This window comes from Burkholderia perseverans (assembly GCF_022870505.1).
Taxonomy (GTDB): domain Bacteria; phylum Pseudomonadota; class Gammaproteobacteria; order Burkholderiales; family Burkholderiaceae; genus Burkholderia; species Burkholderia plantarii.
In genome coordinates this window covers 789705-810738 of sequence record NZ_CP045094.1, presented here as the reverse complement: position 1 = coordinate 810738, position 21034 = coordinate 789705, and the positions used below count along the sequence as shown (strand labels likewise).

The following is a 21034-nucleotide window of genomic DNA, read 5'->3' as shown; positions in this document are numbered from 1 at the left end:
GGGAGCGCTGCGGGGTGCGGGCTGGGCGGCCGTTACCCGGCGTTTGCGCCGTTATTTGAGTCAATAGGTCGCACGCTATCATCATCGAAAATGGCAACCCATAGGCCGAATGACATGCGGCGCATATTGTCGATGCCATATCGAAATGCAGCGTGTACGCCACAGTCATTCGTCTGATGAACTAAGCGGTCCATGCGACGGAAACGGTTCCATGCAACAATTCGGGTTTCTACCGACGCCCGTTTTCCGCTGGATCCGCCCCCCATGTCATCCGATTCCGATTTGCCCCCGCGCAGCGCGTTCTCGACGACGCTGCAGATCGTCTCCGTCGTCTCGTTTACCTTTGTCTGTTACCTGACGATCGGCCTGCCGATCGCGGTGCTGCCGGGGTTCGTGCATGAGGAGCTGGGGCTGTCGGCGGTGGTCGCCGGAGCCGTGATCAGCGTGCAGTATCTGGCGACGCTGGCCTCGCGCCCGCTCGCGGGGCGCTGCGCGGACACGCTCGGGCCGAAGCGCACGGTGCTGCGCGGGCTGCTCGGGTGCGGCGCGAGCGGCGCGCTGCTGCTGGTGGCGCTGCTGTTCGTGCGCTGGCCGGCGGTGAGCCTGGTGCTGCTGACGGCGAGCCGGCTGGTGCTCGGCATCGGCGAGAGCCTGGTCGGCACTGGCGCGATCCTGTGGGGCATCGGCCGCGTCGGCGTCACCCACAACGCGCGCGTGATCTCGTGGAACGGCATCGCCACCTACGGGGCGCTCGCGATCGGCGCGCCGCTCGGCGTGGCGATCGCCCATTCGCTGAACGCGGCGTTGCTCGGCGTGCTGATGGTGGCGCTCGCGGCGGGCGGCTACTGGCTCGCGCTGCGGATCGCGCCGGTGCCGCTGGTCCACGGCGAACGGATGTCCTACGCGAGCGTGTTCACGCGCGTGCTGCCGCACGGCCTCGGGCTCGCGCTCGGCTCGGCCGGCTTCGGTTCGATCTCCACCTTCATCGCGCTCTACTACGCGGCGCGCCACTGGCCGAACGCGGCGCTCTCGCTGACGGTGTTCGGGCTGCTGTTCATCGGCTCGCGCCTGCTGTTCGCGAACAGCATCAAGACCTACGGCGGGTTCCGCGTGGCGATCGTGTCGTTCGCGGTGGAATGCGCGGGCCTGCTGCTGCTCTGGCTTGCGCCGGTGCCGCACGTCGCGCTGGCGGGCGCCGCGCTGACCGGCTTCGGCTTCGCGCTGATCTTCCCGGCGCTCGGCGTCGAGGCCGTCGCGCTGGTGCCGCCGGCGAGCCGCGGCGCCGCGCTGTCGGCCTATTCGGTATTCCTCGACCTGTCGCTCGGCATCACCGGGCCGCTCGCCGGCTACGTGGCGGGCGAGTTCGGCTATCCGCAGGTGTTCCTGTTCGCGGCGGTGGCCGCGGCGGGCGGCATCGCGACCTCGGTGCTGCTGTACCAACGGCAGACGCGCGTCGGCGGCACGCGCACGGGCGCGGCGGCTTGAGGGCCGCTTGAGCTATTGATGACCGCCTGAGGGCAGCCCGAAGGCGGGCAGACGGCCCGCAAGACGCCGGGCGGCAACGGGGCCGGCGCCGTTCGCGGCGGCCGGGTACCGCGAACCGCCAACATTTCCGGGCCGCGGCCCGACACCGGACAACCGGCCGGAATCGTTGCCGCCGCACCGATGTGCCGGACGGCCAGCCTCACGACGCTTCACCCCAACCCCGCCCGCCTTGCGCGAGCGGCGTTACCGCCGGCCTGCACGGGCCGGCGCGTCTCTCAGAGCCGGTTCGACAGCGCCTGTTCGAGCGCGGAAACCCCGCCCGACAGATCGACCGGCACTTTCAGATCGACCATGGTGCGGCCGAACGCATGCAGCGTGCGGAACAGGTTGTGTTCGCGACACTGCTCGCCCATCTGGCCGATCCGCACGATCGGCAGGCCGAACGACCCCGAGATCTCGACCTGATACTGCTTCGAGATGTGCCCGCAGATCATGCCCGGCGTGAGGCCCTCCGGCACGCGGATTCCCACCACCGAATTGAGCCGGCACGCCTCGGGCGCATAGAGCTCGAGGCCGAGCGCCGCGACCCCGGCCTGCAGCGCGAGCGCGCAGCGCTGGTGGCGCGCGTAGCGGCTTTCGAGCGTTTCCTGGCAAACCAGGCGCAGCGCCTCGTGCAGCGCGAGCACGCCCGAGACGGGCGCCGTGTAGTGGTAGCCGGCGTTGTGCCAGAAGTTCTCGGCCAGCGCCATGTCGAGACACCAGTGCGCGTTCGGCTCGGGGCGCTGCTTCATGCGCTCCCAGGCGGCGTCGGAGAACGCGATCAGCGATACGCCCGGGATCGACGACAGCCCCTTCTGGCCGCCCGTGATCACCGCGTCGATGCCCCAGGCGTCCATGTCGAGCGGCATGGTGGACAGCGTGCAGACCGCGTCGACCACCACCAGCGCGCCGGCCGCCTTGGCCAGCGCCGCGATCTCCTTCAGCTGCCGGTTCCAGACCGTGTTCGAGGTCTCGCCGTGGACGATCGTCACGATCTCGGGCCGCTCGCGCTCGATCGCGGCGGCCACCGCCTCGAGGTTCGCCGCCTCGCGGTCGGGCACGTCGAGCAGCGCGACCTCGGCGCCGATGCGCGTGGCCATCTCGGCCATCCGCGCGCTGAAGAAGCCGTTGCGGATCGACAGCACGCGCGTGCCGCGCCAGGCCAGGTTCGAGATCGCCATCTCCATCGCGGCCGAGCCGGGGCCGGCCACGCCGAGCACCCATTTCGTGCGCGTCTGGAACACGTAGCGCGCCATCTCCTTCACCTGCTCGATGATCTTGGCCATGGTCGCGCCGAGGTGGTTGATCACGATCGCGTTGGCCTTGGCGACCGCGGCCGGGATCGGCACCGGGCCGGCGCCCATCATCAGGAGCGGCTCCTCGGGCAGGATCGCGTCGAGCGGAACCACGACGGGGCAGGGAATCGGCGAGTAATCGTTATGGGACATGAGCGGAGGATCGGCGAAAGCGGTTGAAACGGGTGCGGCGCACCGGAACCGTCGATCATTCCGCGAACCGGCCTCGCATGCAAGCCCCCGCGCCTCGACGGCGCCCTCGACAGGCCGGCCGGAACCGGGTCCGGGCCGTCCCCTGCACAGGCTTTGTGCGCCTTGCGCGGCGTCACCGCCTGGCTGCGGCGCGGCCTCGCGCGGCCGCCGGACCGCCCTGGCCGGCCTCGCGGCCGCGCGCATCTTCACGACGCGTTCACGTCACGTTCGCGGTGCCTTCGCCGCAGCTTGGCGACACGATCGCGACACGGCGCACGGACGACCGGAACCGATCCCGACGGGAATTTCCGGATTATCGGAATTGCACGGCGAAGGTTAATCTCGCGGCACGCGCGTTCACGGCGAACCTCGCGCTTCAAGCATTTCCGCTCGCCTCATTCTGAATTCCGAATCTCCGGAAATCGTGAAATCACAAAAATACAGAATTTCTTCCACCAGAAGCCAGGATTTCCATCGCCCGCTCGAAACCCTTGCAAAACAAGGGATATCATGACTTCATGAAAAAATGAAACTGCGTTCCGGCAAGCCAAACCTGTTAAAAATACTGGCGACCACAACCAATTAACGGGTTGACTGCGTTACCGACTTTATTGAACAATTTAAGATGTCGCGGGTATTACGATAATCGACCCCGAGCTGATCCGACAGCGATTGACGGGACGATTCTCGACGCGGCAATTACACAACCAAAATCATCCGAACGGGCCGACAAGCTATGAACCAGATCCAAACCATGAGGGTGTTCGTCTGCGTCGCCGAACTGCAGAGCTTCCGACAGGCCGCGCGCAAGCTCGGCGTATCGAACGCTCTCGTCACGCGGTCGATCGCGATGCTGGAAACGCATCTGAACACCCGCCTGATCCATCGCACGACGCGCAACCTGTCGCTGACCGAGGCCGGCACCCGTTATCTCGACGGTTGCCGCGCCCTGCTCGAGGAGTTCGATCACCTCGAGGCCTCGGTCGCGCATACGATCCGCGAGCCGGTGGGCACGCTGCGCATCGCGGTGTCGGGGGCGCTCTCGCCGCAGCGGCTCACGCCGCTCGTCGACGGCTTCCGCCGCCAGTATCCGAAGGTGCGCGTGCAACTGACCATCGCCGACGGGCCGATCGACGGGCTCGACACCTCCTACGACGCGGCGATCCTCGCGGGCCGCCGGATCGACGACGGCCCCGCGCTCGTGAGCCACGCGCTCGCGCCCGACCCGTTCGTGGCGATCGCCTCGCCGGCCTACATCGAGCAGCGCGGCGAGCCGCACCGCCCCGACGAACTCGCGCGGCACGCGGCCATCACGCTGCCGCTCGACGCGCACGGCTTCGCGTGGCGCTTCGTCGACGCCGGCCGCTTCGCGCACCTCGTCACGCTGCAGCCGTCCTACACGATCAACGACGCCTGGCTGGTGCGCGCCGCCGTGCTGGCCGGCTCCGGCATCGCGATCCTGCCGGAGAGCTTCGTGGCCGACGCGATCTCGCGCGGCGAACTGGTGCGGCTGCTGGCCGACTACCGGATCGACGATCCCGACGCGCAGCTCGCGGTGGTCTATCCGAACCGCCAGTTCGTGCCGGCCCGCACGCGCAGCTTCGTCGAGCACGCGCTCTACCACTTCGGCGCGCGCTCGAACGGCCGCTACGGCTACGTCCACGACACGCTCGGCGAGCACGCCGACGTCGTCACCACCGGCCTGCAGTGACGCGCGCGGCGGCGGGCGGCGCCGGCCGCGCGTCGCCGTCACCGAATGCGGCCAATAGCCGCGTTTGCGGCCGTCGGCACGCGCGTCGCCATCCGCGCCGCGCGGCCCGGCGGCCACGATACGGCGGGCCCTGCCCGCCAACGGCGGCGGCCGGGTAAGCCCCGGCCGCCGCGCCTTTCCCGACCGCGGCCGGCCGGACGCGTGCGATGCGCGCCCTCTTCCGCCGTGGCCCCGGCACGCCCGCCCGGCTCCTCTCGCCCGCCGCCATGGCCGACGCGGTCGCGTCGAAGGATCTGCTATCGTTGCGCTCGTTCGCCGGCTCTCCCGGCCCCGCAGCCCTCCCCGCCTTCCCCATGCGTTTCGACGATTCCGCGATCGCCGCCGTCTACCGGGCGATCTTCGAGCGGCGCGACATGCGCCATTTCACTTCCGATCCCGTCGATCCGGCCGTGCTCGCGCGGCTGATTCGCGCCGCCCATCACGCGCCGAGCGTCGGCTTCATGCAGCCGTGGCGCTTCATCCGGATCACCGACGGCGCGCTGCGCGAGCGGATCCACGCGATCGTCGAGGCCGAGCGCTGCGCGACCGCCGACGCGCTCGGCCAGCGCCGCGAGGAGTTCATGCGCCTCAAGGTGGAAGGGATTCGCGAATGCGGCGAGATCCTCGTGGTGGCGCTGGCCGACGACCGCGAGCGGCACGTGTTCGGACGCCGCACGCTGCCCGAGATGGACCTCGCCTCGGCCGCCTGCGCGATCCAGAACATGTGGCTCGCCGCGCGCGCCGAAGGGCTCGGCATGGGCTGGGTGTCGCTGTTCGACGTCGACGCGCTGCGCACGCTGCTCGGCATGCCCGACGGCGCGAAGCCGATCGCGGTGCTGTGCATCGGCCACGTCGACGCGTTCTACGAACAGCCGATGCTCGAGGCCGAGCACTGGGCCGCGCGCCTGCCGCTCGAAGCCTGCCTGTTCGAGAACGGCTGGGAGGCCGCGCCGGCCCCGGCCGCCGCCCCCGTCACCGCGCCCGCGCCGGACGCCACGTCGCCGGCGAGCAACAGCTGATCCGGCCCCTCGCATTCCTTTCTTGTCCGGGTTTTTACTGAGATAGAATCGCGGCTATTCCCGCCCCGCCGTGGGCGTGCCGCATCCCGCGGCGCGCGAGCCCGGCCCGTTTTCCCGGAACCACCCGATGCCGCTGCCCCTGTTCGCCCTCGCCATTGCCGCGTTTGGTATCGGTACCACCGAATTCGTCATCATGGGGCTGCTGCCCAACGTCGCGCTCGATCTCGACGTCTCGATCCCCGCCGCCGGCATGCTGGTCTCGGGCTACGCGCTCGGCGTGACGATCGGCGCGCCGATCCTCGCGATCGTCACGGCGAAGATGCCGCGCCGCCAGGCGCTGCTCGGCCTGATCGGCGTGTTCATCGCCGGCAACCTGCTCTGCGCGATCGCGCCGAACTACGGCCTGCTGATGGCCGCGCGCGTGGTGACGGCGTTCTGCCATGGCGCGTTCTTCGGGATCGGCTCGGTGGTCGCGAGCAGCCTGGTCGCGCCGAACCGCCGCGCGCAGGCGATCGCGCTGATGTTCACCGGCCTCACGCTCGCCAACGTGCTCGGCGTGCCGCTCGGCACCGCGCTCGGCCAGGCGTTCGGCTGGCGCTCGACGTTCTGGGCCGTCACCGCGATCGGCGTGCTGGCGGCCGGCGCGCTCGCGGTCTGCCTGCCCCGCCGGCTCGAGATGCCGTCCACCAGCATCGCGCGCGAATTCCGCGTGATGCGCAACCCGCAGGTGCTGATGGTGCTCGGCATCAGCGTGCTCGCTTCGGCCAGCCTGTTCTCGGTGTTCACCTACATCACGCCGATCCTCGAGGACGTCACGCGCTTCTCGCCGCACGAAGTCACGCTGGTGCTGCTGCTGTTCGGCCTCGGGCTGACGGTGGGCGGCACGATCGGCGGCAAGCTCGCCGACTGGCGCCGGATGCCCTCGCTGATCGTGGTGCTGGCGCTGATCGGCCTGGTGCAGGCCGTGTTCGGCGGCACCATGCGCCTGCCGATCCCCGCGCTCGTGACGATCTTCGTGTGGGGCGTGCTCGCGTTCGCGATCGTGCCGATCGCGCAGATCCTGATCGTCGATCGCGCGAGCGAGGCGCCGAACCTCGCCTCGACGCTGAACCAGGGCGCCTTCAACCTCGGCAACGCCACCGGCGCGTGGCTCGGCGGCCTCGCGATCGGCGCCGGCGTGCCGCTCGTGCAGCTGCCGTGGGTGGGCGCCGCGATGGCGGCCGGCGCGCTCGCGCTGACGCTGTGGTCGGCGTCGCTCGAACGGCGCCCGCTGGCCGGGCCGTCGTCGCTGGCCTGAACCGGCGTTACCGGGAACTGGCCGGGCCGGGTCCGTCCGTGACGGTTTCGCGAGCGGACCGGCTCGTCGGGCCGGCCTGATCCAGCACGTCCAACCGGGCTTCCAACCAAGCTTCCAACCCGGCGCCCGCGTTCGCGGCGCGACCGTCACCCTGCCGCAGATGCGCCGCGATCCGCTCGCGCGCAGCGCTGCGTCATGGTCCGAATCGCACGGCCGGTGTAGCATCTCGGCCGATGAAAGCGATCCTCAACCGTGATTTCCTCGCCCTGATCCTGAGCGTCGCGGTGGTCGGCCTCGGTACCGGCGCGACCCTGCCGCTCACGGCCCTCGCGCTGACCGAGGCCGGCCACGGCACCGGCGTGGTCGGCATGCTGACCGCCGCGCAGGCGGGCGGCGGCCTCGCGGTCGTGCCGTTCGTCACGCGCCTCACCCAGCGCTACGGCGCGCGCGAATCGATCGTCGCGTCGGTGCTGGTGGTGGCCGCGGCCACCGCCGCGATGCAGGTCACCTCGAACCTGGTCGTGTGGGGCCTGCTGCGCGCGCTCTGCGGCGCCGCGCTGATGCTGCTGTTCACGATCGGCGAAGCCTGGGTCAACGAGCTCGCCGACGACGCCACGCGCGGCCGCGTCGTGGCGATCTACGCCACCAATTTCACGCTGTTCCAGATGGCCGGGCCGGTACTCGTCAGCGAGATCGCCGGGCTGCACGGCATCCGCTTCGCGCTGTGCGGCGCGCTGTTCCTGCTCGGGTTGCCGACGCTCGCGGCGATCCGCAAGCCGCCCGGCGCGAGTGGCGGCCAGCACGGTGAGCAACACGAGCCGCGTGACCAGTGGCGCCGCGTGCTGCCGCTGATGCCGGCGCTGATCATCGGCACCGCGTTCTTCGCGCTGTTCGACACGCTCGCGCTGTCGCTGCTGCCGATCTACGCGATCGAGCGCGGCGTGGCGAGCGGCATCGCGGTGCTGCTCGCGTCGGTCACGCTGTTCGGCGACACCGCCATGCAGTTCCCGATCGGCTGGCTCGCCGACAAGCTCGGCCGCGCGCGCGTCCACCTGGGCGCCGGCATCGTCGTCACGCTGCTGCTGCCGCTGCTGCCGCTCGTGATCACCAACCCGTGGCTCTGCTGGCCGCTGCTGTTCGTGATCGGCGCGGCGGCCGGCAGCACCTACACGCTGTCGATCGTCGCCTGCGGCGAGCGCTTTCGCGGCGCCGCGCTCGTCACCGCGAGTTCGCTCGTGTCGGCCTCGTGGAGCGTCGCGAGCTTCGCCGGCCCGGCCGTCGCCGGCTCGCTGATGAACGCCTGGGGCGGCGACGCGCTGGTCGGCGTGATGGTCGCCGCCTCGCTCACGTTCGTGGTCGCCGCGTGGTGGGAGCGTCGGCGCCTGCCGGCCGCCACCGCGCGCGACGCCTGAGGCATGACGCCTGACGCGCGCGCCGATCGCCCGCCGCGTCAAACGTCAATTCCCGAATCCCGGCTCTCATACCGCGCGGCGCGCCTCGCCGCCGGCCGGCCGCGTGGCCACGCCGAGGCCCAGCACGAACAGCGCCGAGACCAGCACCGGCAGCGCGGCGGCCCGGAACAGCGCGCCGTTCGACCAGTCCAGCGCGATCAGCTGGCCGCCCACCAGCGGCCCGAGCACCGAGCCGATGCGGCCCACGCCGAGGCTCCAGCCAATCCCGGTCGAGCGCAACGCGGTCGGATAGTACTGGCCGGCCAGCGCGTTGACGGCCGGCTGCCCGCCCACCACGCAGAAGCCGCCCGCGAACACCACCACCAGCAGCCACGGCAACGAGCCCGCCACCGCGCCGATCGCCGCCACCGACACGGCGGCGCAGACGAAGCAGGCGAACAGCACGCGCACGAAACCATGGCGCTCGATGAACCCGCCCAGCAGCAGCGTGCCGACCACGCCGCCCGTCTGCAGCGCAGTGCCGACGATCACGGCCGTCCGCGGCGAATGGCCGGCGTCGCGCATCACGGTGGGCAGCCAGTTCGACAGGAAATACAGATCGATCAGGTTCAGGAAGCTGATCGCCCACAGCAGCAGCGTGACGGGCAGCCGGCCCGCGCGAAACAGCTCGGCGACGGGCGCGGCGCCGGTGGCCGGCTCGCGCACCACGAGCCGCGTCCGCGCGTCGATCGCGAGCGCCGGCGCGAACGCCGCGAGCCAGGCGCGGGCGCGCGCCACGCGCCCCTTCAGCACCAGGAACTGCAGCGATTCCGGCAGCCAGGCGAGCATCGCCAGCGCCAGCACGAGCGGCACCGCGCCGCCCGCCAGGAACACCGCGCGCCAGCCCAGCGCCGGGATCAGCGCGGCGCTGACGAACCCGCCGAGCGCGGCGCCCAGCGTGAAGCCGCACGACACGAACATCATGCGCTTGACGCGGTGGGCGGTCGGGCTGAACTCGCCGACCAGCGCCATCGCGTTCGGCATGATGCAGCCGAGGCCGAGCCCGGTCACGAAGCGCAGCGCGATCAGTGACGTGATCGACGACGCCAGCGGCGTGGCCAGCATCGCCAGCGCGAAGAACAGCGTCGCGGCGATCAGCACCGGGCGGCGGCCGATCCGGTCGGCCAGCACCGACAGCGCGAGCGCGCCGATCAGCATGCCGAACAGGCTCGCGCTGAACACCGGCCCGAGCGCGGCCTTGGCAATGCCCCATTCGGCGATCACGCTCGGCGCAACGTAACCCATCGCCTGCGCGTCGAAGCCGTCGATCACGAGGCAGGCGCCGCACAGCGCGAACAGCGCGGCCTGGAAACCCGGCCGCCGCGTCTCGTCGATCACGCGCTCGACCTCGAGCGTGCGCGGCCCCGTCTGCGGCGCGCTCATCGCGCGCTCCCGGCTCGCGCGAGACAGGCGCGCCGGCGGCGACGACAACGGGATTGGCCGTCACGGCGACCGGACCAGGCGTCATGAAACGCCCACAGGCGGGAAGGAATCGGAGGAATCGGGGGCATCGCGGGTCTCCGGGATGGCGCGGCGCCATGGGCCGCGCGGGCGTTCGGGGCCGGCTTGAAACTGGTCGGCGGGCCTCGGCTTTGGAATTTCGAATCGTAAAATGAATTACGAATTGAGAAATCGATGTATACCCTGAGCGCGCGCGGCCGATATCCATATGAACAAAACGCCGAGCCGCACGAAGCCGGCACTGCTACTATTCTTGAGGTAATCGCGCCGCGTCGCGGCCGTTTGCCCACCCGACGAATCCATGATCCCGCCCACCATTCCCGAACTGGTCGACCGAGCCAGCCAGCTGCCCTACCTGCGCGAACATCTGACGCTGGCCCCGGGCGGCGACACCGCGATCGCCAGCCTGCCGGGGCTGACGCTCGAAAGCGCCTACGAGCCGATCTACGACGTGACGATGCCCGGTGCGCCGCAGTCGTCGTCGTTCGCGGACGCGATCGAACGCTACGGCGACGAACTCGGCTTCCAGGCCGTGCTGCGCGCGAGCGGGGCGCCGTTCGATCCGTTCGACGCGATCAGTGACGACCCGACACTGGTGGCCGTCGACCGTCTCTCGCGCGCGCTGCACGCGATCAACTTCTTCGGGCCGCAGCGCCACGGGCTGCTGTTCCTGCGCGTTCACGAGCGGCTGCTCAAGAGCGTCAAGTACGACCACGGCAAGCATTTCTCGACGGTGCTGCGCAATTTCGGGCTGAGCCCCGAGCGCATCGTGATCGAGCTGCCGGCCGCCGCCGTCGCCCACAAGACGTTCCTCGGCTACCTGACCAAAAGCTACCAGCACCACGGCTTCAAGGTGGCCGACAAGCTGCCCGATCCGGGCCGGATCCTCGCCGTCGAATCGGACATGGCGCGCCCGGACTACATCAAGATGGACGCGGCGATCGCCTTGCGCGACGGAATGGTCAAGGCGCTGGTCGGCTATGCGCAGCGCGTGCGGATTCCGATCATCTTCGATCACGTGATCGACGAAGCGCAGTTCACGCTGCTGCGCCAGTACGACGTTCGGCTCATGCAGGGGCCGGCGTTCGCCCAGCCCGCGCACGTCTGACATCGTGCGCCGCGCGACCGGGTTCGCTCGCGCGGCAACCCTCCCGCATCGGCATGCAGGCCACACGCGCTGTGCCTGCCACGTCTGCTACGCGAGTTCGCCGAGCCGCCGCGCGAGCGCGCGCAATTGTGGACCGATGCGCTTGCGAAACAGCGGCTCGCCCATCGACGACGCCGGCCCGCTGCAGCTGAGGATCAGCCAGCGCTGCTCGCGCGGCTCGCGAAACGGCACCGCCACCGCGTTGACGTCCTCATGCCAGTCGCGAAACGAATAGCAGCAGCCGTCGGCCGCGAAATCGGCGAGCGCGCGCTCGGCCGCGGCGACGCGCGCGTTCGCCGCGCGCGCCGGCCCGGCCGCCTGCTTCAGCCGGGCGAAGAGCGCCGCGCGCGCCTCGGGCGGCTGCACCGCCAGGTAGGCGCGCCCCATCGAACTGGTCAGCATCGACAGCCGCGAGCCGGGCGCGAGCCCGAGCGTCAGCGCGGTCTCGCTGCGGATCGTTTCCAGGTAGATCATGTCGAGGCCCTCGCGGCAGCCGAGCGAAACGGCCGCGCCGATCTCGCGCGCGAGCGCCTGCATGTGCGGACGCGCCAGTTCGAGCGTGCCCGAACCCGACAGCAGCGCGTAGCCGAGCGAGAGCACGCCCGCGTCGAGCGCGTACTTGCCGAGCGCCGCGTCGAAGCGCAGATAGCCGAGCGTGGTCAGCGTGTAGGCGAGGCGATTCACGGTGGCCTTCGGCAGCCCGGTGCGCTCGGCGAGGTCGCGGTTGCCGAGCAGCGTCTCGCCGGGCCGGAACGCGCGCAGCAGTTCGAGCCCGCGCGCGAGCGCCGTCACGAACTTGCGCTCGTCGAGAGGTTCATCAATACGGGCGGAATTCGACACGGTGTACACTGAATCTCAAAATTGCAGAACATTGTTCCGCACTGCGGAACTCCAGTCAAGCAAGGAGCCGACACGATGAGTACCACCGCTTTCCAATGGGACGACCCGCTGCTGCTCGACCGGCAGCTCTCCGACGACGAACGGATGATCCGCGACGCGGCCCACGCCTACGCGCAGGGCAAGCTTGCGCCGCGTGTGATCGAGGCGTTCCGCCACGAGAAGACCGACGTGACGATCTTCCGCGAGATGGGCGAGATCGGGCTGCTCGGCCCGACGATTCCCGAGCAGTACGGCGGCCCGGGCCTCAACTACGTCAGCTACGGGCTGATCGCGCGCGAGGTCGAGCGCATCGATTCGGGCTATCGCTCGATGATGTCGGTGCAGTCGTCGCTGGTGATGGTGCCGATCAACGCGTTCGGCTCCGAGGCGCAGAAGCAGAAATACCTGCCGAAGCTCGCCACCGGCGAATGGATCGGCTGCTTCGGGCTGACCGAGCCGAACCACGGCTCCGATCCGGGCGGCATGACCACGCGCGCGAAGCCGGTGCCGGGCGGCTACTCGCTGTCTGGCGCGAAGATGTGGATCACCAATTCGCCGATCGCCGACGTGTTCATCGTCTGGGCCAAGCTCGAGGAAAACGGCGAGGACGCGATCCGCGGCTTCATTCTCGAGAAGGGCTGGAAGGGGCTGTCGGCGCCCGCGATCCACGGCAAGGTCGGGCTGCGTGCCTCGATCACCGGCGAGATCGTGCTCGACGAGGTGTTCGTGCCCGAGGAAAACCGCCTGCCCGAGGTGAAGGGCCTGCGCGGCCCGTTCACGTGTCTCGATTCCGCGCGCTACGGCATTTCGTGGGGCGCGCTCGGCGCGGCCGAATCGTGCTGGCACACGGCGCGCCAGTACGTGCTCGACCGCAAGCAGTTCGGCCGCCCGCTCGCGGCGAACCAGCTGATCCAGAAGAAGCTCGCCGACATGCAGACCGAGATCACGCTCGGCCTGCAGGGCGTGCTGCGGCTCGGCCGCATGAAGGACGAAGGCACGGCCGCCGTCGAGATCACCTCGATCATGAAGCGCAACTCGTGCGGCAAGGCGCTCGACGTGGCACGGCTCGCGCGCGACATGCTAGGCGGCAACGGCATTTCGGACGAGTTCGGAGTGGCGCGCCATCTGATCAACCTCGAGGTCGTCAACACCTACGAGGGCACCCACGACATCCACGCGCTGATCCTCGGCCGCGCGCAGACGGGCATCCAGGCGTTTTCCTGATTCCAGGGCGCGAGGCCCGGCCTCGCCGCCGGCCCGCACCACGAAAGCGGGCATCGCGACGGCGGCCACCATGAAAAACGGGCATCGCGTCCGGCGATGCCCGTTCCCATTCGTGCTGCCGGCAGCGCGGCTCAAGCCGCGCGCCGCATCACTTCTTGTTCGGTTGCGGCGTGAGACGCAGGTACGGACGCAGCGCCTTGTAGCCCTTCGGGAAGCGTTGCTTCAGTTCGTCCTCGTCCTTCAGCGACGGCACGATCACCACGTCGTCGCCATCCTTCCAGTTGCCCGGCGTCGCGACCTTGTAGTTGTCGGTCAACTGCAGCGAATCGATCACGCGCAGCACTTCGTCGAAGTTGCGGCCGGTGCTGGCCGGATAGGTGATGGTCAGGCGCACCTTCTTCTTCGGGTCGATCACGAACAGCGAACGCACCGTCAGCGTTTCGTTCGCGTTCGGATGGATCATGTCGTAGAGTTCCGACACCTTGCGGTCACCGTCGGCTAGGATCGGGAAATTCACGCTCGTCGCCTGGGTTTCGTTGATGTCGTTGATCCAGCCTTTGTGCGATTCGACGTTGTCGACGGACAGCGCGATCGCCTTGACGTTGCGCTTCTCGAACTCACCCTTGAGCTTGGCGGTCAGGCCCAGCTCGGTCGTGCAGACGGGCGTATAGTCGGCGGGATGCGAAAACAGCACCCCCCAGCTATCGCCGAGCCACTCGTGGAACTTGATGCGGCCGAGACTCGAATCCTGCTCGAAATCGGGCGCGGTGTCGCCGAGACGTAGACTCATGTTGCTCCTCCTGCGGTGATGGATCGATGACGGACGCCGCGCGCGGCACGCACGCAGCCGAGCCTTCTAGCTTACGTCAACCGGCTGTCGCGACAACGATTATTCCGTCAGATATTCATGAGTATTTGTTATTTTTGCCGACGCGTTTGAAAGATTGGGGAAACTTTTTGGTTCGCGATTCACTCCCTCATGCCATGGCCGGTCGTTTACCATGGCCCGAAACACCGTATGACGAGCCTGCGCAAGGTTTCGGCCCACGGCTCGCCAGCAGGCACGGGTTTCGCTAGGATGTCGTCTATGCGGAACCTCTGCACAAAGGGAGTTGCAATGTCAGAAGTCAACAAGGAGAAACTGATGTCGGATATCAAAACCGTTCTCGCGGATGCGGAAGACCTGCTGAAACAAGCGGCGGCCACCACCGGCGACCGCGCCTCGGAGCTGCGCGAAAAGGCACTGTCGCGTCTCAAGCAGGCCAAGGACAAGGCCGCCGACGTCCAGGTCGTGGTCGTGGAAAAGGGCAAGAAGGCGGTGCGTGCGACGGACGACTACGTCCATGAGCACCCGTGGACCTCGATCGGCGTCGCGGCTGGCGTCGGCGTGCTGATCGGCCTGCTGATCAACCGCAAGTAAGGTTGCCGCGGCGGCGCCCGCGGGCGGCGCCGCGTCCCGCTGCCGGGCCGGCCGGCGCTTCTCGCGTCGGCCGGCCCGGCCAGTTCCTGCACGCGCCCAGCTCTCCCATCCATGACGACAGATACGCCACCGCCCCATCCCGCACACGGCCCGTTGCGCCGCCTGCTCGGTTCCGTATTCGCGCTCCTGCAAACCCGGCTGGAGCTCGTCGGGATCGAACTCGCCGAGGAAAAGGAACGCTTGATCGGCGTGCTGTTCCTCGGTCTCGCCGCGATGATGCTCGCGACGATGGCGCTGATCAGCCTGACCGTGCTGGTCGCGATCGCCTTCTGGGACACCTATCGCTGGCAGTCGCTCGCCGCCATCACGGCGGTCTACGCGATCGGCGCGATCGGCTGCGGGCTCAAGGCCCGCATCGGCCTGCGCGAAGCGCCGAGCGTGTTCGAGGCGACGCTGCACGAGCTCGAAAAGGACCGCGAGCTGTTTCGCGGCAAGCCCTGACCCACTTCACGCCCACGCGCCATGAACCAATCCGCACCGGATGATCCGTTCCGCCCGCCGCGTTCGCGGCGGCGGCTCAATCCCACCCAGTATCGTGCGCTGCGCAAGGAGCTGCTGATCCTGCGCTCGGACGTCGAGCGCCTCGAACTCGCCCAGGCCGGCGGCGAACTGCGCCAGGCCGTCACGCACTTCCGCTGGCTGAAGCTGCTGATGCCGGGCTTCTCGGGCGGCGGCGCGCTCGGCAAATCGGCGAAGGGGCTCAACGCCAGCCTCGGCTCGCTGGTCGGCCAGTATCCGCTGCTCAGCTCGCTCGCCTCGGCCGCGCTCGCGAAGCCGGTCCGCGCGCTGGTGGCGAAAAGCGCGGGGCCGGCGATCAAGTGGGGTTCGGTCGGCTTCGCCGTCTGGGAGGCTTATCAGATCTGGCGTGGCGCGCAGCGCGACAAGGCCTCGGCCGAGGCGCTCAAGGCTGGTTCGGCACCAGCGGCCGCCGGTACGCGCAGGGACGGCGGCGGCTTGTAACATCGGCTGAAGGCCCTCTCGCGCAGGCGGGCGGGCGCGAGGCGGGGCACGCGCGCGGGTATGGTGCGTGGCCGTTGCGCTGCCTTGCCTGCCGCTGGTCCCCTCCACATCACGGCGGTTCACACCTCCTGCAGGCAATCGTCGGCGTGATACGTCCTGTTTCAACGCATCGTCCAGCAGCCGTCCCGCACCTCGCCGGCGCCCGTCGCGCCACGCGAGCGATTGCGGCGCGCGCCGTCCGCGCTCAGCAGATAGCTGCCACATCGGTCGTCTCGCATTGGCCCTTCCCCCACCGGTGTCGCGCTCAGTACGTAACCACCGCCATCGGACGCCGCGCGCACCGACAGACGGTAGACGGGCGCGCCCTGCTCGGGCACGTCGCCGAGCGCCAGTTCTTGGTCCGGCGGCTCGAAGTGGCTGCGTGCCGCCAGTTCGTGAGCGGCACGGTACAGCGCCGTCACCGCCCCGAGCCGATGGCCGCGCGCGATCTGCCGCCGGTACGACGGCACCGCGAACGCGGCGATCAGCGCCGCCACGGCCAGCGCGATCGCCAGCTCGACGAGCGTGAAGCCCGGGCGGCGTCGCGCTTTCATGGCCGCCCCGGCGCATCGGATAGACATATCGCTGCGCCTCCCTCATGACGGCGGCGCCGCCACACGGCGCCAGCGACGCGCGACGCGGCGCGTATCGTCGAACGCAAGCTGCAGTTGCAGCCAGGCTGTCGTCGCGGACGTCGCGCCGGTGCCGCGCGCCGTGATCACGTAGGCACGCCAGCGCGGACGCGACGCGATCGGCCAGCGCTCGATCAGGCAGGCCGGCGGCACGGCCGCGCCGGGCCAGGTCGCGAACGGCCGCCACGCCGACGGACCGTCGAGCGCGCCCGGCTGCCGCCACATGAACGGTTCGGCCAACGGCACATCGACACCGTCCGGTGGCAGCGCCACCGATGCGTGGTGGACGACGGGCGTCGGCGCGGGCGCGGGCGTTGGAGTCGTCTCGGCGACGAACGAAACGCGCTCGGCGAGATGACGCTCGCACGCGTCGAGCGCGGCCTCGGCCGCATGCAGGGCGATGCTGCGCGATGCGTGGGCGCCCACCGAGCGGGCATCGGTGATCGACACCTCGAACCAGCCCGCGCTCGCGACGAGCAGCGCCGCGATGATCGTCAGCACGCCCGGCAAGGCCGAGGCCGTCGATCGCGCGCAGCGACGCGGCCGGCCCACGGTTGCGCCATGCCCGGCTGCATGTCGATGCCCGGCGCCGTGCGGATGGGCCCGTGACGCCGCGCGACTCGGACCTGCCGACGACTTCGCGCAATCCACCTGATTCATTTCTCCACTCCCGTTGCGCCGGCCGACAGGCCGGCGTTTCGCAACGACAGCCAACGCCGCACGCTCCAGCGGCGCCGCCCGTCGCGGCTCCTCTGCGTGGCGCCGTCGCAATCGAGGTAGCATGCGGCCTGTGCCGGCGCCGTGCCCCGCACCTGCACGCAGACGTCGATCGCGACTACCTCGCGCCACGCGCCGGCTGTCACCGCCGAGGCGTCTCGCCAGGCCGCCTGCCCTCGCAGCCGATACCGCAGGCGCAGCCGTTCGACGCCTTCCACGAGCGGCTGCGCGACGCCGGGCCGGCCGCTGCCCTCGCAATACAGCTCCGGGCCGCCCGCCGACTTGCCTGACCGCACGAAATAGCGGTTGACGACCAGCGGCCGGTCGCCCACGGCGCCGACGCCCTGCCCCAGGCAGTCGGTCACGCGCCCGTCCGCGGTCGGCCAGGTGGAGACGACATCGCCGACATAACGCACGAGCAAGCCATCGGAACCGTCGGTCTCGGCAATACAGGCCGGCCGCATGGCGTCACCGGCCACGCGCCCCGACGCGCATCCGAACAGCGGCGCGAAACCGGCCACGCGCGCATCGAGCGGCACGAAGCCCGCCATCCGCACCGACTGCGCGACGAGCGTCAGTGCGACCGCCGCCGCGTCGCGCGCTCGCGCGGCATCGACCGACGCGCCGTAGGCGGCACGCTGGGTCCGGTACAGCGCCACGGCAGCGGCCAGCACGAACGCCGCCAGCGCCAACGCGACGAGCGCCTCGACCAGCGTGTGCGCGCGCTGACGGCGCTTTCTCACGGCAACAGGCCCGTGGAATAAGCCAGTGCGACACAGGCGGACAGCTCGCGCGTGCCGCTCGCCCATTGATCGCAAGCGCGCGGTGCGGCGCCACGACCACGACGCCGCCAGAACACGGTGACGAGCGCGTGGCCGTCGCGCGTCGCTTCATCGAACCGCGCGCCGGGCAGGTCGGGCGCGGCGCGTGTCCAGTCGACCGTCGGTACGCTTTCGCTGCGCGCCAGCTCGGCACGCGAATCCGCGAGCCGCCACGCCTGCGCGCGCATCGCCAGATCGACCTCGAGATGGTGCATCGCGAGTTGCGTGCCGAGCACGCCGACCGTCGCCCCGGCCAGCAGCAGCACCGCGATCGCGACTTCGAGCAGCGAACTGCCGGCCATTGCCGCCCGTGCATGCCTCATCGGGCGGCTCCGCAGCGTCCCGGCGACAGCCGGGCCCGGCCGCCGGCCGCAATCCGCAGGCAGCGCGAGGCATCGGCCGCCCCCGTTGCGGTGGCCGGCGCACCCGGTGAAAAGTCGAAACGCCGAAAACCGCCGATCACCTGCCCGGCGGGCGGCGTGAACACGACGTCGGCCGCGGCGCCGTCGACGCGCACGCCGGGATCGGCCGGAATCCTGCGCAGGACCGTGCCGCGCGCCGGGCCGCCCGGCGCCGCCACATCGAGCGCCACTACCGCCCATGCGCACGACCACGCGCCGTCACCGTCGCAGCGCTGCCGGGCCTCGATGCAAGGCGGCCCGGCGCCGCCATCGTCGCGGCACAGCGCGACGCGCACGCCGCGCGCGACCGATTCGACACGCGCCGCCGCGAGCGCGGCGAGCATGGTCGTTGCGCGCGCATCCACCTGGTCGCGCTGCCGCCACGCGACGAACGACGGCATCGCATGGGCCGCGACGAGCGCTACCAGCGCGATCGCCACCATCGATTCGACGAGCGTGACGCCCGCCGCCCTGCCTCTGTCCCGCATGATCCCGCTCCGCCGACACGACGCAACGACTGTAGCGGGACGAACGCGGGCGCGCCATTGGCCGAACGGCCGAATGGCGTGAGCCGACCGCGCCGATGACAATCGTCACGGCGAGATCGGCTTCAGGAGACCGGAAATGAAATCGGGAAGGGTGGAATCAGCGCTTGCGGGGCGTCTTCGACGGCCCCGAGCGGCGGAATTCCTCGATGACGTCGGCGAATTCGGAGACGTCCTCGAAGCGCCGGTAAACCGACGCGAACCGCACGTAGGCGATCGTGTCGAGGCCGCGCAACTCGTTCATCACGAGTTCGCCGAGCTTTTCGCTGCGCACCTCGCGCTCGCCGGTGGCGAGCAGCTGGTATTCGATGCGCGACACCGCCGCGTCGATCGCGTCCGCTGCCACCGGGCGCTTGCGCAGCGCCAGTTGCATGCTCGCGACGATCTTGCGGCGGTCGAACTCGGTGCGGCTGCCGTCCTTCTTGACGACGGCCGGCAGCGCCAGCTCGACCCGTTCATACGTGGTGAAACGCTTGTCGCAGGCGGAGCAGCGGCGGCGCCGGCGAATCGCGGCGCCGTCCTCGGACACGCGCGAATCCACCACTTGCGTGTCGTCGTGCCGGCAGAACGGACAGCGCATGGCCGATCAGCGGTAGACCGGGAACTGCTTCGTCAGCTCGGCCACCTGCGCGCGCACCCGCTCGATGGTCGCCGTGTCTTCCGGATGGTCGAGCACGTCGGCGATCAGGTTGCCGACGATCTCGGCTTCCTTCGTGCCGAAGCCGCGCGTCGTCATCGCCGGCGAGCCCAGGCGGATCCCGCTCGTCACGAACGGCTTCTCCGGATCGTTCGGGATCGCGTTCTTGTTCACCGTGATGTGCGCCGCGCCCAGCGCCGCTTCCGCCGCCTTGCCCGTGATCTTCTTCGCCTGCAGGTCCACCAGCATCACATGGCTTTCCGTGCGCCCCGACACGATCCGCAGCCCGCGCTTGACCAGCGTCTCCGCCAGCACCCGCGCGTTCTCCACCACCTGTTGCTGATACGCCTTGAACTCCGGCGACGCCGCTTCCTTGAACGCCACCGCCTTCGCCGCGATCACGTGCATCAGCGGGCCGCCCTGGATACCCGGGAAGATCGCCGAGTTGATCGGCTTCTCGTATTCGGCCCTCATCAGGATCACGCCGCCGCGCGGGCCGCGCAGGCTCTTGTGCGTGGTCGTCGTCACGAAGTCCGCATGCGGCACCGGGTTCGGATACACGCCCGCCGCGATCAGCCCCGCGTAGTGCGCCATGTCCACCATCAGGTACGCGCCCACCGACTTCGCGATCTTCGTCAGCCGCTCGAAGTCGATCTTCAGCGCGAACGCCGACGCGCCCGCCACGATCATCTTCGGCTTGTGTTCCTGCGCCAGCTTCTCGGCCGCTTCGTAGTCGATGTCCTCGCCTTCGTTCAGGCCGTAGCTCACCACGTTGAACCACTTGCCCGACATGTTCACCGGCGAGCCGTGCGTGAGGTGGCCGCCGTGCGCGAGGCTCATCCCCATGATCGTGTCGCCCGGCTTCAGCATCGCGAAGAACACGCCCTGGTTGGCCTGCGAGCCCGAGTTCGGCTGCACGTTGGCCGCGTCCGCGCCGAACAGCGCCTTGACGCGGTCGATCGCCAGCTGCTCGACCACGTCCACGTATTCGCAGCCGCCGTAGTAGCGCTTGCCGGGATAGCCCTCGGCATACTTGTTGGTCAACTGCGAGCCTTGCGCGGCCATCACGGCCGGGCTCGTGTAGTTCTCGGAGGCGATCAGCTCGATGTGATCTTCCTGGCGCTGGTTTTCCTGCTGGATCGCCTGCCAGAGGTCGGGATCGACGTTCGCGATGGTGCTTTGGGCTCTGTCAAACATACGGTTTCCGTTAAGTGTGTACAGGTTGACCGAGGCGGCCGAGTACATTGCGTTGCTGGCGGCATGGCCAGCCCGACGTGGCGGAAGAATCCGGTTGACGCGAGACGGGACAGCCACCGGCGATGCACGCAACGGCGCACAACGGCTGCCCAGGCGAACGGCAAGAACGGCACCCTGCGCTTCACGGTGGGACGCTCCACCTTGACCCCGGAGGGTGTTATCGCCAGTCACGCAGGGGGTGATGAGCGCCGTAGTTTATTGGATGCATGGTGAATAGGCAACCGGCCGGCCCGCCCGCCAGCGCAATCGGGGAGCAAGCAAAATCAGCCTGGCGGCCCCGTCCAGCGGGGATCTGCACGTTTGCCG

General features: G+C 69.7%; 21 protein-coding genes and 1 riboswitch. Of the genes, 10 read left to right on the top strand and 11 right to left on the bottom strand.

Going from position 1 to position 21034, the window contains the following annotated elements; translation table 11 throughout:
* Nucleotides 1–264: 264 nt before the first annotated feature.
* Nucleotides 265–1485, top strand: a complete 1221-nt coding sequence (locus BpN12_RS18185) for an MFS transporter (RefSeq protein WP_246796907.1) — start codon at nucleotides 265–267, stop codon at nucleotides 1483–1485.
* Nucleotides 1486–1760: 275 nt separating this feature from the next.
* Here BpN12_RS18185 and BpN12_RS18180 read toward each other — a convergent pair whose 3' ends face one another.
* A complete protein-coding gene (locus tag BpN12_RS18180) occupies nucleotides 1761–2972 on the bottom strand; it encodes a pyridoxal-phosphate-dependent aminotransferase family protein (protein WP_246796906.1) in 1212 nt (403 codons plus the stop codon).
* 775 nt (nucleotides 2973–3747) lie between these two features.
* Here BpN12_RS18180 and BpN12_RS18175 point away from each other — a divergent pair.
* From BpN12_RS18175 to BpN12_RS18160, 4 genes are all read left to right on the top strand, one after another.
* Nucleotides 3748–4722, top strand: a complete 975-nt coding sequence (locus BpN12_RS18175) for a LysR family transcriptional regulator (protein WP_198250179.1) — start codon at nucleotides 3748–3750, stop codon at nucleotides 4720–4722.
* A 353-nt stretch (nucleotides 4723–5075) separates the two neighbouring features.
* On the top strand, nucleotides 5076–5780 hold the full coding sequence (bluB, locus tag BpN12_RS18170) for a 5,6-dimethylbenzimidazole synthase (protein WP_246796905.1): 705 nt from the start codon (nucleotides 5076–5078) through the stop codon (nucleotides 5778–5780).
* Nucleotides 5781–5907: 127 nt separating this feature from the next.
* On the top strand, nucleotides 5908–7077 hold the full coding sequence (locus BpN12_RS18165; RefSeq protein ID WP_246796904.1) for an MFS transporter: 1170 nt from the start codon (nucleotides 5908–5910) through the stop codon (nucleotides 7075–7077).
* 233 nt (nucleotides 7078–7310) lie between these two features.
* On the top strand, nucleotides 7311–8489 hold the full coding sequence (locus BpN12_RS18160) for an MFS transporter (RefSeq protein ID WP_246796903.1): 1179 nt from the start codon (nucleotides 7311–7313) through the stop codon (nucleotides 8487–8489).
* Between the two features lie 66 nt (nucleotides 8490–8555).
* Here BpN12_RS18160 and BpN12_RS18155 read toward each other — a convergent pair whose 3' ends face one another.
* Nucleotides 8556–9911 carry an MFS transporter gene (locus BpN12_RS18155; protein WP_246796902.1) on the bottom strand — a complete coding sequence of 452 codons (1356 nt, stop codon included), beginning with the start codon at nucleotides 9909–9911 and terminating at the stop codon, nucleotides 8556–8558.
* A gap of 379 nt (nucleotides 9912–10290) precedes the next feature.
* Here BpN12_RS18155 and BpN12_RS18150 point away from each other — a divergent pair, with 379 nt between their 5' ends.
* Nucleotides 10291–11097 (top strand): EAL domain-containing protein, encoded by an 807-nt coding sequence (locus tag BpN12_RS18150; protein WP_246796901.1) that lies wholly within the window; start codon nucleotides 10291–10293, stop codon nucleotides 11095–11097.
* 87 nt (nucleotides 11098–11184) lie between these two features.
* On the opposite strand, the gene BpN12_RS18145 is transcribed toward BpN12_RS18150, so the two are convergent.
* Nucleotides 11185–11985, bottom strand: a complete 801-nt coding sequence (locus BpN12_RS18145; protein ID WP_246796900.1) for an IclR family transcriptional regulator — start codon at nucleotides 11983–11985, stop codon at nucleotides 11185–11187.
* Between the two features lie 66 nt (nucleotides 11986–12051).
* Here BpN12_RS18145 and BpN12_RS18140 point away from each other — a divergent pair, with 66 nt between their 5' ends.
* Complete coding sequence (locus BpN12_RS18140) at nucleotides 12052–13239, top strand: acyl-CoA dehydrogenase (protein ID WP_246796899.1); 1188 nt, start codon at nucleotides 12052–12054, stop codon at nucleotides 13237–13239.
* 148 nt (nucleotides 13240–13387) lie between these two features.
* Here the strand turns inward: BpN12_RS18140 and BpN12_RS18135 are convergent, their stop codons facing one another.
* Nucleotides 13388–14029, bottom strand: a complete 642-nt coding sequence (locus BpN12_RS18135) for a peroxiredoxin (protein WP_246796897.1) — start codon at nucleotides 14027–14029, stop codon at nucleotides 13388–13390.
* 327 nt (nucleotides 14030–14356) lie between these two features.
* Here BpN12_RS18135 and BpN12_RS18130 point away from each other — a divergent pair, with 327 nt between their 5' ends.
* From BpN12_RS18130 to BpN12_RS18120, 3 genes are all read left to right on the top strand, one after another.
* The gene (locus tag BpN12_RS18130) at nucleotides 14357–14659 is read left to right on the top strand and encodes an ElaB/YgaM/YqjD family protein (protein ID WP_012734770.1); all 303 of its coding nucleotides are present in this window, start codon (nucleotides 14357–14359) and stop codon (nucleotides 14657–14659) included.
* 111 nt (nucleotides 14660–14770) lie between these two features.
* Nucleotides 14771–15160: a phage holin family protein gene (locus tag BpN12_RS18125; RefSeq protein ID WP_246796895.1), complete on the top strand. Its 390-nt coding sequence runs from the start codon at nucleotides 14771–14773 to the stop codon at nucleotides 15158–15160.
* Nucleotides 15161–15181: 21 nt separating this feature from the next.
* Nucleotides 15182–15679, top strand: coding sequence for a DUF3318 domain-containing protein (locus BpN12_RS18120; protein WP_246796893.1), 498 nt, complete (start codon nucleotides 15182–15184; stop codon nucleotides 15677–15679).
* A gap of 161 nt (nucleotides 15680–15840) precedes the next feature.
* Here BpN12_RS18120 and BpN12_RS18115 read toward each other — a convergent pair whose 3' ends face one another.
* The 7 genes from BpN12_RS18115 to glyA form a co-directional block, all read right to left on the bottom strand.
* Entirely contained in the window at nucleotides 15841–16272 is a 432-nt protein-coding gene (locus BpN12_RS18115) for a type IV pilin protein (protein WP_246796891.1), read from the bottom strand.
* A gap of 42 nt (nucleotides 16273–16314) precedes the next feature.
* Nucleotides 16315–16851, bottom strand: a complete 537-nt coding sequence (locus BpN12_RS18110) for a pilus assembly PilX family protein (RefSeq protein WP_246796889.1) — start codon at nucleotides 16849–16851, stop codon at nucleotides 16315–16317.
* A gap of 155 nt (nucleotides 16852–17006) precedes the next feature.
* Entirely contained in the window at nucleotides 17007–17810 is an 804-nt protein-coding gene (locus tag BpN12_RS18105) for a PilW family protein (protein ID WP_246796888.1), read from the bottom strand.
* Nucleotides 17807–18211 (bottom strand): type IV pilus modification PilV family protein, encoded by a 405-nt coding sequence (locus BpN12_RS18100; protein ID WP_246796887.1) that lies wholly within the window; start codon nucleotides 18209–18211, stop codon nucleotides 17807–17809. Before BpN12_RS18100 ends, BpN12_RS18105 begins: the two co-directional genes overlap by 4 nt.
* Nucleotides 18208–18777 (bottom strand): GspH/FimT family pseudopilin, encoded by a 570-nt coding sequence (locus BpN12_RS18095; protein ID WP_246797930.1) that lies wholly within the window; start codon nucleotides 18775–18777, stop codon nucleotides 18208–18210. The genes BpN12_RS18100 and BpN12_RS18095 overlap by 4 nt, the downstream gene beginning before the upstream one ends.
* 157 nt (nucleotides 18778–18934) lie before the next feature.
* Nucleotides 18935–19414, bottom strand: a complete 480-nt coding sequence (gene nrdR / locus BpN12_RS18090; RefSeq protein ID WP_246796886.1) for a transcriptional regulator NrdR — start codon at nucleotides 19412–19414, stop codon at nucleotides 18935–18937.
* Nucleotides 19415–19420: 6 nt separating this feature from the next.
* On the bottom strand, nucleotides 19421–20668 hold the full coding sequence (glyA, locus tag BpN12_RS18085; protein ID WP_246796884.1) for a serine hydroxymethyltransferase: 1248 nt from the start codon (nucleotides 20666–20668) through the stop codon (nucleotides 19421–19423).
* Nucleotides 20669–20808: 140 nt separating this feature from the next.
* Nucleotides 20809–20909: riboswitch (ZMP/ZTP riboswitch) on the bottom strand.
* Nucleotides 20910–21034: the final 125 nt, after the last annotated feature.